14 protein-coding genes are annotated in these 11,880 nt (G+C 62.9%); 12 read left to right on the forward strand and 2 right to left on the reverse strand.

The window, feature by feature from the left end:
- The 6 genes from TRIHO_RS24235 to TRIHO_RS18560 form a co-directional block, all read left to right on the forward strand.
- On the forward strand, positions 1–344 hold a 344-nt coding region (locus tag TRIHO_RS24235; protein ID WP_068247239.1), incomplete at its 5' end, for a DUF6915 family protein.
- A 1-nt stretch (position 345) separates the two neighbouring features.
- A complete protein-coding gene (locus TRIHO_RS18540; protein ID WP_068247242.1) occupies positions 346–543 on the forward strand; it encodes a hypothetical protein in 198 nt (65 codons plus the stop codon).
- An 83-nt stretch (positions 544–626) separates the two neighbouring features.
- Positions 627–1,046 carry a hypothetical protein gene (locus TRIHO_RS18545; protein ID WP_068247244.1) on the forward strand — a complete coding sequence of 140 codons (420 nt, stop codon included), beginning with the start codon at positions 627–629 and terminating at the stop codon, positions 1,044–1,046.
- Entirely contained in the window at positions 1,039–1,683 is a 645-nt protein-coding gene (locus TRIHO_RS18550) for an antitoxin of toxin-antitoxin stability system (protein ID WP_068247247.1), read from the forward strand. Before TRIHO_RS18545 ends, TRIHO_RS18550 begins: the two co-directional genes overlap by 8 nt.
- Positions 1,684–1,760: 77 nt before the next feature.
- Positions 1,761–2,015: a type II toxin-antitoxin system prevent-host-death family antitoxin gene (locus TRIHO_RS18555; protein WP_232367831.1), complete on the forward strand. Its 255-nt coding sequence runs from the start codon at positions 1,761–1,763 to the stop codon at positions 2,013–2,015.
- Positions 2,008–2,424, forward strand: a complete 417-nt coding sequence (locus TRIHO_RS18560) for a hypothetical protein (protein ID WP_232367832.1) — start codon at positions 2,008–2,010, stop codon at positions 2,422–2,424. The genes TRIHO_RS18555 and TRIHO_RS18560 overlap by 8 nt, the downstream gene beginning before the upstream one ends.
- Before the next feature lie 28 nt (positions 2,425–2,452).
- Here TRIHO_RS18560 and TRIHO_RS18565 read toward each other — a convergent pair whose 3' ends face one another.
- On the reverse strand, positions 2,453–2,746 hold the full coding sequence (locus TRIHO_RS18565) for a hypothetical protein (RefSeq protein ID WP_068247252.1): 294 nt from the start codon (positions 2,744–2,746) through the stop codon (positions 2,453–2,455).
- 175 nt (positions 2,747–2,921) lie between these two features.
- Here TRIHO_RS18565 and TRIHO_RS18570 point away from each other — a divergent pair, with 175 nt between their 5' ends.
- The 5 genes from TRIHO_RS18570 to TRIHO_RS18590 all read left to right on the forward strand — a co-directional run bounded on the left by TRIHO_RS18570 (position 2,922) and on the right by TRIHO_RS18590 (position 10,264).
- The gene (locus tag TRIHO_RS18570; RefSeq protein ID WP_068247256.1) at positions 2,922–7,301 is read left to right on the forward strand and encodes a bifunctional class I SAM-dependent methyltransferase/DEAD/DEAH box helicase; all 4,380 of its coding nucleotides are present in this window, start codon (positions 2,922–2,924) and stop codon (positions 7,299–7,301) included.
- Positions 7,302–7,304: 3 nt separating this feature from the next.
- Positions 7,305–8,336, forward strand: coding sequence for a DUF7146 domain-containing protein (locus tag TRIHO_RS18575; protein ID WP_068247259.1), 1,032 nt, complete (start codon positions 7,305–7,307; stop codon positions 8,334–8,336).
- A gap of 371 nt (positions 8,337–8,707) precedes the next feature.
- A complete protein-coding gene (locus TRIHO_RS18580) occupies positions 8,708–9,640 on the forward strand; it encodes a DUF2493 domain-containing protein (protein ID WP_068247263.1) in 933 nt (310 codons plus the stop codon).
- Between the two features lie 85 nt (positions 9,641–9,725).
- A complete protein-coding gene (locus tag TRIHO_RS18585; RefSeq protein WP_067296573.1) occupies positions 9,726–9,983 on the forward strand; it encodes a WGR domain-containing protein in 258 nt (85 codons plus the stop codon).
- On the forward strand, positions 9,980–10,264 hold the full coding sequence (locus TRIHO_RS18590) for a DUF6429 family protein (protein WP_232367833.1): 285 nt from the start codon (positions 9,980–9,982) through the stop codon (positions 10,262–10,264). Before TRIHO_RS18585 ends, TRIHO_RS18590 begins: the two co-directional genes overlap by 4 nt.
- Before the next feature lie 171 nt (positions 10,265–10,435).
- Here the strand turns inward: TRIHO_RS18590 and TRIHO_RS24430 are convergent, their stop codons facing one another.
- Positions 10,436–10,777, reverse strand: coding sequence for a winged helix-turn-helix transcriptional regulator (locus tag TRIHO_RS24430; RefSeq protein WP_200813257.1), 342 nt, complete (start codon positions 10,775–10,777; stop codon positions 10,436–10,438).
- 92 nt (positions 10,778–10,869) lie between these two features.
- On the opposite strand from TRIHO_RS24430, the gene TRIHO_RS23400 reads away from it, so the two are divergent.
- Positions 10,870–11,598 (forward strand): MBL fold metallo-hydrolase, encoded by a 729-nt coding sequence (locus tag TRIHO_RS23400; RefSeq protein ID WP_082705204.1) that lies wholly within the window; start codon positions 10,870–10,872, stop codon positions 11,596–11,598.
- The last annotated feature ends 282 nt before the right edge of the window (positions 11,599–11,880 follow it).

An 11,880-nucleotide genomic window follows, 5' to 3' on the forward strand; every position in this document is an offset into this window, starting at 1 on the left:
AAAAAGGTGAAAACTTCAGCCTTGGAGGTGAAATCGCAAGTGTCCAGATAATCGACCAAAGCAAGGAGATCACCGCCGATTTTCGGCACCGGGCCCTGCGGCACCATGCCGAGGGCATATTCATGGCCGAGACGATCTTCGGCCAGACCCTCACGCTCTCGACCGGGCGCATCATCCCGACCCGATGGGTTGGCGAACAACATGTGAAAGAGGATCTCGGCTTCATCCCGAGCTTTGCCGATTGGGTGAAGGCCATCCGGCCCGAACCCTGGATGGGCCGGTCCGAGCGGATCGAGGCGCAGGTCGATCCGCATCACGCCTCGCCCGTGGTCGAGGTCAGCTGACATGACTGATCCCGCATACTTGCGCCTCGGTCTGCCGCCGACGGCGTCGCCCCAGACAGTTCTGCGCGCGGCGGTCCGGGCGCTGCACCCCGACACGCGCGCCGTTTGCGGCCTCCGGACCGCGCGCAAGCGTTTCTACCGGCAGATGCTCTGCGCGCATGCCGCACGACAGGCAGCGGGCGACAGTCTCACCGGCTGATCGTCCCCAACCACCCCTTCATTCGAACACAACGCCCGGCCGCCCGGCCGCCCGGCCGGGTTTTCCCCATTCAGGAGGTCCCCATGGCGGATTACTTCACCCATTTCTCATGCCTGATCGACGTCGGCAGCCCCGAAAAGGCCGCCCGCGCACTCGAGCTGTTTCATGACCTGCGCGCTGCGGATCAGCACGCAGACGAGCCTGAGGTCTCGGGCTTCACTCTTGCGTGCCAGGACGCGCCCGAGGGCAGCACCCTCTGGATCCATGAGGACGAGCACGGCGATGTCGAGGCGGTCATCCGCTTCGTGCTGCGCCTTGCGGAAGAGCTCGATCTCACCGGCCTCTGGGGGTTCCAATATTCCCTGACCTGCTCCCGGCCGCGCCTCGACGCTTTCGGCGGTGGCGCGCATGTCATCGATCTTGGTGCCCGCAAGTCCATCGGCGCGACCAGCACGCAAGAATGGCTGGCCGCCGCGCTGAACGGGGAGGACGTCGATGCCTGAGGTCATCTGCACCACCGTCTACCAGTTCCCCGAGCTTTCAGATGCAGCCAAGGAAAAGGCGCGCAGCTGGTATCGCGAGCTTGGGCCTCACGACGATTGGTGGGACACGGTCTACGAAGATTTCGAACGTATCTGCGATATTCTCGGCGTCCGGCTCAAAACCACGCCTGTGCGGCTGATGGGCGGCGAGACGCGGGCCAAACCCTGCATCTGGTTTTCAGGTTTCTGGAGCCAGGGTGACGGAGCGTCGTTCGAAGGGTACTTTGGTCACGCGAAGGGCGTCGCTGCGCGCATCCGGGACTACGCCCCGACCGACGCGACGCTACATGGCATCGCCGACCGGCTGCAGGCCATCCAGCGGCGTAACTTCTACCAGCTCGCTGCCGAGGTCAGCCACCGCGGTCGCTACTACCACGAATACACGATGTCGGTGGACGTCACCCGCGACAGCCCGACATGGCAGCCGCCCACCGAGGACGCAGAAGAGACCGTGACCGAGGCGCTGCGCGACCTTGCCCGCTGGCTCTACCGTCAGCTTCAGAGCGAATACGACCACCTTACCTCGGACGAGTCCGTTGAGGACGGCATCATTGCCAATGAATACACCTTCACCGCAGGGGGGCGGCGGTTCGGATGACACATGGGAGGGCTCAACCCATCTCTTGCAGAATATCCAGAATGTATGTATATTCTGCACAAATGGAGACCCCGATCATGCATGATCTTCCCGAGTTCAAGGCGGCCGACCTGACGCGGCACACAAGTGACCTGTTCGATGCGGCTATCCGGTCGCCGATCGCGATCACGAAGCACCGCAAGCCGAAATTCGTGCTGATGAGCATGGATCAGTATCAGCAACTCACCCGAGGGGCCACGCAGCAGGCTCACATGCTCGAAGAGATGCCCGAGGATCTCAAGACGCTGATGATAGAAGGGCTCGAGCGGGACTTGACGCAGGCGGATGACTAAGCCTGCGGCTGGAGAGGTTTTCCGCTATCCGTTCCTGTGGAAACGCGAGCAGATGGCGGGCGAGACCGAGGGCCGCAAGACACGGCCTGTCTGTATCGCCGTCACTGTCGCCAAGTCCGATAGCGAGACCGTGGTGTTCATCCTGCCGATCACGACGCAACCGCCCTTGCCCTCGCGCAAGTGCATCGAGGTGCCACAGATCGAGTCGCAGCGTGTGGGGTTGGAGACCCATGTCCGCAAATGGGTCATGCTGGACGAGATCAACACCGATATTCTGGAGCGGTCCTATGTCTGGGAGGACCGCACGCCCATCGGCACGTTCAGTTCCGTCTTCACATCCAAAATCCAGTCCAGCCTGATCGCGCTTGCCAGGTCGGGCGGGGCATCGATTGTTGATCGGCTGAAGTAGTCTCAATCACCGCAGGGGCTACCCAGCTTCATTTGTTCCCGTCGATCCACTTCGACATCAGCCCCTTGTCGCGGAAACATTCGTCCGGCACGGCGCGGCGCTTGATCCGGGCGAGGCGTTCGGCGAAGGCGACCTGCTTCGATGTTGGGCGGCTGTCCTGCGCACCCGGGTTCATCTTGGCTTGTGCGTCGATCCAGGCGCTCAAGGAGCGCCGATCTTGCTGAACCTTCCACGGCAGAAGCGTCTGGTTGCGCAGGGCCAGAGCGCGCGCATAGGCGATCTGCTTTGGCGTCGCGGGCAGGGCGTTAGCGGTGCTTTCCATCGGGGATCTCCCTTCTTAGCTTGGTTTCAAAATAGAACATAACAGGAACAAAAGCAAGCCGCCTGTGGAAATCATGGGGTTTGAGAGGAAGAGGAGGGCCGGGGGAGGTCAGGCCTGAGGGTGCTCGAAAGAGGGTGTCCGGGCCTGATCCTGTTCCTCATTCCGGAGTTTCCCGATGACCCATCTCGCCCCCTTTGCGACCGAGCGCGCCCTTGCGCCTGTCGCCCCTATCCCGTCCCTCGATACGGCCGCTGCGATCTTGAGCGTGGCCGAAGCGCTGCAGACTGATCTGGCGCAGGGTTTCCAGATCGATGCGCTGCGCCTGCGCGTTGAGATGGAGCGCGTCTTTGGCGGCTCTGATGCGACCGGCGCCTGGGACTGGAAGCTGGCCTATGAAGCGGGCGAGGCAGCGCTGGTCCTGTTCCTGCGGAAGTTCGGCCGTGCGCTCCTGGCCCGGGCGGGCTCGCCCGCGGCGCTGCTGCCGATCCTCGTCAAGGTGGCGGGCCTTTTGCCGACCCATACGCGGCGGTCCGAGGAGATGGAGCGGTTCCAGCAGTTCTCGACGCCGCTGCCCATGGGGCTGGCGGCACTGGCTGCAGCACAGATCACCGCGCGCGATCTGGTGCTGGAGCCATCGGCTGGGACGGGCCTTCTGGCGGTCCTCGCAGAAATCGCGGGCGGCAGCCTCGCGTTGAACGAGTTGGCCGACACCCGCGCCGATCTTCTCCGCCGCCTGTTTCCGGGGCGGCCTGTCACAGGCTTTGACGCGGCGCAGATCGACGATCATCTCGACGCGGGCGTCCGCCCGAGCGTCGTCGTGATGAACCCGCCATTCTCGGCGGTGGCCAATGTCGACGCTCGCACCACCGAGGCGACAGCCCGGCACCTGCGCTCGGCGCTTGCGCGTCTGGCCCCCGGCGGACGGTTGGTCGCCATCACCGGTGCGGGCTTCGCGCCCGATGCGCCCGCCTGGGTCGAGACCTTCGCTCGCCTGACCGAGACCGCGCATCTGGTCTTTACGGGTGCTGTGTCGGGTGCGGCCTTCGCCAAGCACGGCACCAGCTTCGAGACGCGGATTTCGGTCTTCGACAAATTCCGCGGTGGCGAGGCGGGCGGCATCACAGCCGATCTGGCGCGCCCGATATCGCCTGATGTCGCCAGCCTGCTGTCGCTGATCACTACCCATGTCCCCCCGCGCCTTGTGCTGGCGCAGGTCGTACCAGCAGGGCAGGGCCCCTCTTCCCCCTTCCCGGGAAATCCTACCCGCACCACGCGTACGGCCCTCAGCACATCCCGCGCAACAGATGCAACGAACCCCACCAACACCGCGCCGCAGATCGAGGCCTCAGACCTCGCCTATACCCTTCGGGATGTGACCGAGGACGGTACCAATGCGCGCTTGTCGGATGCAATTTATGAGACCTTCCGCCTGCAGGCCATCGACATTCCCGGCGCGGCACCGCACCCGACGAAGCTTGTGCAATCTGCGGCCATGGCCTCGGTCGCGCCCCCGAAACCCAGCTATCGCCCCAAGCTGCCAGCCGCTGTACTGTGTGATGGCCTCCTGTCCGACGCGCAGCTTGAGACCGTGATCTACGCGGGCGAGGCGCATGGCGCGTATCTCGCGGGGTCTTGGACTGTCGATGAAACCGGCGACATGGTCTCGGCCGCGCCCGACGATGCCGCGGACGCTGTCCGCTTCCGCCGTGGCTTCTTCCTTGGCGACGGCACCGGGGCGGGCAAGGGCCGCCAGTCGGCCGGGATTGTGCTCGACAATTGGTGCCAAGGCCGGCGCAAGGCGCTCTGGATATCGAAGAGCGACAAGCTTCTCGAGGACGCTCAGCGCGACTGGTCTGCCCTTGGCCAGGAGCGCTTGCTGGTGACGCCGCTGTCGCGCTTTGCGCAAGGCAAGGATATCCCGCTGACCGAGGGCATCCTGTTCACCACCTATGCAACGCTGCGCTCAGAGGAGCGCGGGGCCAGGAAATCCCGCGTCGACCAGATCGTCGACTGGCTGGGGGCGGATTTCGACGGGGTGATTCTGTTTGACGAAAGCCATGCCATGGCCAATGCCGCAGGATCGAAAGGCGATCGCGGCGATGTCACGGCCTCGCAGCAGGGCAGGGCGGGCCTGCGCCTGCAGCACAAGCTGCCCAATGCCCGCGTGGTCTATGTTTCGGCCACCGGCGCAACCTCGGTGCACAACCTCGCCTATGCGCAGCGCCTCGGGCTCTGGGGTGGCGAGGACTTTCCGTTTTCGACGCGGGCGGAATTTGTGCAAGCTATCGAAGCTGGCGGCGTTGCCGCGATGGAGGTGCTGGCCCGCGATCTGCGGTCGCTTGGCCTCTACACGGCGCGCTCGCTGTCCTATGACGGCGTCGAATACGAGATGCTGGAACATGCGCTGACACCGGAGCAGCGCGGGATCTATGATGCATATGCCGGGGCCTTCGCCATCATCCACAACAACCTTGCGGCGGCCATGGAGGCCGCCAACATCACGGGCGACAGTGGCACGCTGAACCGGCAGGCCAAATCCGCCGCGCGCTCGGCTTTCGAGTCTGCCAAGCAGCGCTTCTTCGGCCATCTGCTCACCTCGATGAAAACCCCAACCCTGATCGCTGCCATCGACGCCGATCTCGCCGCGGGCCACGCGGCCGTAATCCAGATCGTCTCGACAGGTGAGGCGCTGATGGAGCGGCGCCTGTCAGACATCCCTACGGATGAGTGGAACGATGTGCGGGTGGATATCACGCCAAGAGAGGCTTGCCTGGACTACCTCGCCCATTCCTTCCCGGTGCAGCTCTATGAGCCCTTCACCGATAGCGAAGGCAACCTCTCCTCGCGCCCGGTCACGCGCGATGGCCAGCCAGTGGAATGTCGTGAAGCGGCGCGCAGGCGCGATGCGCTGATCGAGCATCTGGCCTCGCTGCCGCCGGTGCCCGGCGCGCTGGACCAGATCGTCCAGCGCTTCGGCACTGATCTGGTGGCCGAGGTCACGGGCCGCTCGCGCCGCATCGTGAGAAAAGGCGATGGTCCTGCCGCGCACCTCGTCGTCGAAAGCCGGGCGGGCTCTGCCAACCTCGCGGAAACCGCTGCCTTCATGGATGACCAGAAGCGCATCCTGATCTTCTCGGACGCGGGCGGCACGGGGCGCAGCTATCACGCCGATCTCGGGGCGAAGAACCAGCGCCTGCGGGTCCACTACCTCCTGGAACCGGGCTGGAAGGCCGATGCGGCCATTCAGGGACTGGGCCGCACCAACCGCACCAACCAGGCGCAACCACCGCTGTTCCGGCCCGTTGCTACCGATGTGAAAGCAGAGAAACGCTTCCTCAGCACCATCGCGCGTCGCCTCGACACGCTCGGGGCGATCACGCGCGGCCAGCGTCAAACCGGCGGGCAGGGGCTGTTCCGGCCCGAGGACAATCTGGAGTCTCCCTATGCCCGCGATGCCTTGCGCCAGCTTTACCGCCGCATCTATCGCGGCGATGTCGCGGGGTGCTCACTTGGCGCTTTCGAGGATGCCACAGGTCTCAGCCTGACCGATGACAATGGGCTGAAGGATGATCTGCCCCCGATCACGACCTTCCTCAATCGCCTGCTGGCGCTGACGATCGACATGCAGGCCGTGCTGTTCTCGGTCTTCGAGGAACTCCTCGACCAGCGAATCGAGGGCGCTATCGCTGCCGGGGTCTACGACCTCGGGCTCGAGACGCTGCGCGCCGAGAGCTTTCAGGTGACGGATGCGCGTGTGATCTACACCCATCCCGGCTCCGGCGCAGAAACCCAGCTCCTGACCATCGCGCAAAAGCAGCGCAACACGCCGACCGCGCTCGCTGATGCGCTCGACTGGCTGGACGATCCGAAGGCGCGTTTGCTAGTTAACAGCCGCTCAAACAGGGCTGCCGTGCAGGTGCCCGCGACCAGCCTGATGCTAGACGACGGCACCATCGAACCGCGGCTGAGGCTGATCCGGCCAACGGAGGCCAGCACGGTTCCGGCCCGGATGATGGAGGACACCCATTGGCTCGAAGCCGACCGCGCAGTCTTCGCCGCCGCCTGGACCGCGGAACTGGCCGAGGTGCCGGAATTCTCGGAAACCACGCTGCATATCGTGGCGGGGCTGCTGCTGCCGATCTGGAAGCAGCTCCCCCAGGATGAAACCCGCGTCTACCGGCTGCAGACCGATGACGGTCAGCGCATCATCGGTCGCCGCGTTTCGCCGTCGTGGGTCGCGACCACACTTGCCGCCGATGCGCCGAAGCTCACGGCGGCGCAGGTCCATGCCCTTGTTCTGGAGGGCAAGACCGTGGTGCGCTTGGCCGAAGGGATGGAGCTGCACCGCTCGCGCGTCATGGGCGTCAACCGGATCGAGCTGTCGGGCTTTTTGGGTGCCGCCAAGGACCGGCTGAAGGCAGATGGGTTCTTCTCGGAGATCATCGCCTGGAAGCTGCGGCTCTTCTGCCCAGCAGACTCCAGCGGCATCACAGTGCTTGATCGTCTGCTTGCACGTTGTCCCGTGACAGGACTACATGCGCGTGGAGGGTGCTGAGCCATGTATTCCGAGACTGAAGATGTGATCCGCGCTCTGGCGGAGAACGCAGAGAGCGTGTGTCGCGCCTACCTTCCCGCCGGACGGCGGGAAGGGTCCTACTGGATCGTCGGCGATTTGCAGAACAACCCCGGCCGGTCGCTCTTCGTGCGGCTGACTGGACCCACATCAGGACCGGGAGCCCGTGGCAAATGGCAGGACGCGGCTGTCGGACTGCATGGCGATCTCCTCGACATCATCCGCGAGCGAACCGGGATCTCGCGCTTTCCCGATCTTCTGGCCGAGGCCCGAGCGCATCTTGGCCGTCCCCAGCCGGTCCTCCCGAATACGCCAGTGCCGAAGAAGGCCAAAGCCCCCGGTGGCACACGAGCCGCGGCGGCGCGATTGTTTGCGGCCTCGGTGCCGGTCGCAGGCACGCTTGCCGACACCTACCTCCGCGCCCGGGGCATCAGCCAAGGCGGCACGATGAGCGCGCTCCGCTTCCACCCAAACTGCTGGCATCGGGATGAAGGCCAGACCCGGAGCGTCCCTAGACCAGCGCTGATCGCGGCGGTCACCGATGGGGCAGGGGCCTTGCAGGGCGTGCATCGCACCTGGCTGGCGCCTGACGGACAGGGAAAGGCGGCCGTCGAGACGCAGCGACGGGCCATGGGTCACCTCCTCGGCAATGCCGTCAGGCTGACCCCGCATGACGACATCCTCGTCGTCGGGGAGGGCATCGAGACCATGCTGTCCCTCGTCGAAGCCGTGCCCGGCCTGCCCGTCTGGGCCGCGCTCTCGTCGGGACACCTCGGGGCCGTCCTGCTGCCGGAGGGGCTTCAGTGCCTCTACATCGCCATCGACCGCGATCCGGCGGGGCGCGCAGCGGCAGAGAGGTTGAGCGCCAGAGCCCTTGACGCCGGGATTGCCGTCCGGGTGCTGGAACCGCGGCTCGGAGATTTCAACGATGATCTCCGGGCGACCGGCAAAGAGGCGCTGCGCCAGCATCTGGCAGGGCAGATCGGGCTTGAGGATCGCCAACGCCTGTTGGGCTGAGCCACATCGCGCAGGGGGCGGTCAGGGGTTGAGGGGGTAGGCGTCCTGCAGTCCTGTCGCGGGTGTGGATCATCACCTTTGCCTCTTCCCGGGTAAATCTCATCCACCCGACACCCGAGCGGCCTTCAAGAGATGGGCAGGCGGCCGTCAAAGGGGACGCCTCATCAAGGGCGGCAGGCAAGCTATTTCCGCCGCGGGGGACGAGCCCCCGCTTTGCATCGCGAAACAAATAGCTTGCCTGCCGCCCTCCTCCACATGCGTTCCGGCCCCGAAAGGCGGGGTGAAGGGGCGTCCCCCATGACGGCTTTCGCAGCCCATGAAGGCCGCGCGGGTTGTCGCGCGGATGAGACAGGCCCGGAGGCAAGAAACTGATGACGATCCACACTCACGACGACGCGTATGAACCCGCCTACACCGCATCCCAGACCGCCCATGCGCTCGACGAGCTGCAGCTCTATGGCTACCGCCCCTTTGACGAGCCCGATCCGCGTCCGATGCCCGATGGGCAGCGCCTCGCCGTCGCCGTCGCCGACATCTTCGATGCCCTCGTCGCGACCCTGGAAGATACCCGCATGGAACCCGACCTCGAAGAGGTGCTCTGGGGCCAGGTCAACCTCTTCCACCGCGCCACGGCGAGGGTTGAGCGGTCGCTCGATGAGAACGAACAGGCGCAGCGCCGCCTGCAGCGCGAGCAGGACGGCTCCGAGGTGAAGGCGAACGAGCTTGAGCGCCTGACGGCCGAAGGCCTGACCCTGATCGAACGGCGCAACTGCATGGACATGATGCGCGATCACGCCGCCACCGAGTTCGTCCATCACACAGGTTCGACCTGGCGGCCTCGCACCGGCTCGATGGTGAACCGCCAGCACATGACAGCAGCGCTCATCGACAGCCGCGACTTCCTTGCCGCCAAGCGCCGCGCAGAAACCGAGGTGATGTTGCCCGCAGGCCCCAAGGTCGCCCTCACCGGCGGGACCGACTTCAACGATCACCGCCTGATCTGGGGCAAGCTCGATCAGGTCCGGACCAAGTATCCCGACATGGTCCTTCTGCACGGGGGAAGCCCGAAGGGCGCGGAGCTCATCGCCGCCAAATGGGCCGAGGCCCGGGGCGTGACGCAGGTGGCCTTCAAGCCCGATTGGACCAAGCATGCCAAAGCCGCTCCCTTCAAGCGCAACGACGCGATGCTGGATGTGCTCCCCGTGGGTGTTCTCGTCTTTCCGGGCACCGGCATCCAGGAGAACCTTGCTGACAAGGCCAAAAAGCTCGGCATCCCGGTCATGAAGTTCGAGAAGGGGGCATGAGCCCCCTTTTCCTCTCGCGGGGAAATCGAGGTGGCAGGGTATGCGTCCACTTGATATTATGGAAGAAAGCCTGCTGGATCACGATATGTCTCACTCTGTCGCTCAACTTGAGGTGTTCCCGACCGACCTGCAGATGCGGCGGATCGATCCAGCCTGCAACATGAGGCGGTTTTACCGCATGAGCATTCAACCCGATCTCTTTGGGGGCGCCAGCCTGGTGCGCGAATGGGGCCGCATTGGCGCGCGCGGGCAGATGATGATTGAGCAGCATCCAGATGAAGGGCGCGCCGTAACCGCGCTGATGAAACTTGCGGCGATAAAGAAGCGGCGGGGTTATGCATGATGCGCGGCCGCGGTTCGAAAAGCGGGCAGACACAGGAAAACGAGGGGGAGATGGCACTCGACATCGATAAGATTGATGATGCGGCTCTCGCGATCCTTAGCCTGACGCTGCATTACGGCGATCAGGTCTGGAAGGGAGTCGATTGGGCCATCACCAACCGGCTTTTCGAGAAAGGCCTGATTTTTGATCCCAAAAACAAGGCGAAATCGCTGAGCCTGACCCCAGAAGGGGTCGCGCATGCGCGGGAAATTCTCGCGCGGGAGTTCAGCAAGGCCGAGTGACGGGCGGCTTTGCGGGACCTTACAGTCGTTCGCTGCATCTGCGCGCAATTTGCTCGCATCTGCAGCATCAGCAACGCGCAGGGCGGATTCCGGTCATTGGCTGCGGTTTGCGTGGAGGTCTGGAATGCGGGACAAAGCCGCCGTTTCAACGAACAGCCTCAATCCCATCTTCTATCTATAGTATTGACTCCAATCATAGAGCTGTCCGAAAACACCGCAAAGTGCATCTCCCTTCGCAGTAAGCGAGTACCCGACACGTTGACGTGCATCGTTCTTTGGAGAACGCAATATCAACCCTTGCTCCTCGAATTCCTTCAACTGATCGGTCAGTACCTTCCGACTGATGCCGTCTATCGCTCGTGTGAGCTCTAGAAAATGAAGTTCACCTTCCGTTAGGCAGTGCAAAATTCTTGGCCCGTGTTTGCCACCTAACGTACGAAGTATTTCGGCGACGGGGCACGCACCGGTGATTGGATCTGCCCAAGACTTAATGAGAACATTTTTCTCTGTCACCTTGATCTCCCGTTACAAAAAAGTACCCAATTGTCGTGCTCGGCTGAGCGTTTAACAAACGCATTCAACACAGATTGGAGCTAGCACTTAGAATGTCAAGAACTGTCATAGAAACAATCCCCATACTGCCATTTGGCATGGTTAATTCATTCCTCATCGCCTTCGAGGGGAAAGCCATACTTATCGATACTGGCCTCCCTCAATCAGAGCCCAAAATTCTCAAGGCGTTGAAGAAACACTCTTTAGTCTGGTCGGATGTTAATGCCATCGTCCTGACGCATGCGCATATCGATCACGCTGGATCTGCAGTCGCGATTAAATCCCTAACATCCGCACCGATTATCGCACATGAAATGGAAATACCATATTGCCAAGGTGAACGGCCCACCTTGAACGCAACGGGGCTGTTTGGACGCCTCTTCTACAAAACAGGCGCGATTCTGGAACCCTTCCCCTATTTCCGGCCAGACGTTCCTATAGCGCAGCCCAAACTGAATCTTTCAGAATATGGTTTTCCGATGTGTACACTTCATTTCACTCCTGGACATACTCCTGGGTCGCTATCAGTACTGTTTGACGATGGACGGGTGATCGCTGGTGATCTGGCAGCTTCGGGAATACTTCTCGGTGGAATTGCCTTTCGCAAACGCCCCAAACGCCCTCCCTTTGAAGAAAGTGCCGCTCTGGTTGCTACGTCCCTTGAACAGCTTTTGGCACTAGGGGCGCGAAAATTCTATATTGGTCATGGTGGACCACTTGGAGCCAAAACGATCGACACTCATGTTCATGCGTTGAGAAAGATTAGCCCCTTACCGGGTTGATCGTCGATTTCTACCAACGTGAAACACCGGTCAAAATGGGCTCAAACCAGCCTCTCGCTGCAAGATGTGTCGACGGCGGCTGTGGGCCGAACACGATGCTGCACCTGCGAAATAGGCTTCCATGCTGCGATGTGCGTGACTGTAATGGTGAAGGTTTCGACATGGGCAAGCCCCGTAAGCGGGGCCGGGCTGCTGAGGCTCCGCCCTGAATTCCGACCTTGCTGTCTTCCTGTGCCAATACGTCTTGGTCTGTCTCATCCTGAGCCATCCCAAAACGTTTGC

The sequence above is a fragment of the Tritonibacter horizontis genome (assembly GCF_001518015.1).
GTDB classification, from domain to species: domain Bacteria; phylum Pseudomonadota; class Alphaproteobacteria; order Rhodobacterales; family Rhodobacteraceae; genus Epibacterium; species Epibacterium horizontis.

Excerpts from the sequence above, each read along its gene's own strand:
- TRIHO_RS18540 (WP_068247242.1), top strand. The coding sequence starts at position 346 with ATGACTGATCCCGCATACTTGCGCCTCGGTCTGCCGCCGACGGCGTCG.
- TRIHO_RS18545 (WP_068247244.1), top strand. The coding sequence starts at position 627 with ATGGCGGATTACTTCACCCATTTCTCATGCCTGATCGACGTCGGCAGC.
- TRIHO_RS18550 (WP_068247247.1), top strand. The coding sequence starts at position 1,039 with ATGCCTGAGGTCATCTGCACCACCGTCTACCAGTTCCCCGAGCTTTCA.
- TRIHO_RS18555 (WP_232367831.1), top strand. The coding sequence starts at position 1,761 with ATGCATGATCTTCCCGAGTTCAAGGCGGCCGACCTGACGCGGCACACA.
- TRIHO_RS18560 (WP_232367832.1), top strand. The coding sequence starts at position 2,008 with ATGACTAAGCCTGCGGCTGGAGAGGTTTTCCGCTATCCGTTCCTGTGG.
- TRIHO_RS18565 (WP_068247252.1), bottom strand. The coding sequence starts at position 2,746 with ATGGAAAGCACCGCTAACGCCCTGCCCGCGACGCCAAAGCAGATCGCC.
- TRIHO_RS18570 (WP_068247256.1), top strand. The coding sequence starts at position 2,922 with ATGACCCATCTCGCCCCCTTTGCGACCGAGCGCGCCCTTGCGCCTGTC.
- TRIHO_RS18575 (WP_068247259.1), top strand. The coding sequence starts at position 7,305 with ATGTATTCCGAGACTGAAGATGTGATCCGCGCTCTGGCGGAGAACGCA.
- TRIHO_RS18580 (WP_068247263.1), top strand. The coding sequence starts at position 8,708 with ATGACGATCCACACTCACGACGACGCGTATGAACCCGCCTACACCGCA.
- TRIHO_RS18585 (WP_067296573.1), top strand. The coding sequence starts at position 9,726 with ATGTCTCACTCTGTCGCTCAACTTGAGGTGTTCCCGACCGACCTGCAG.
- TRIHO_RS18590 (WP_232367833.1), top strand. The coding sequence starts at position 9,980 with ATGATGCGCGGCCGCGGTTCGAAAAGCGGGCAGACACAGGAAAACGAG.
- TRIHO_RS23400 (WP_082705204.1), top strand. The coding sequence starts at position 10,870 with ATGTCAAGAACTGTCATAGAAACAATCCCCATACTGCCATTTGGCATG.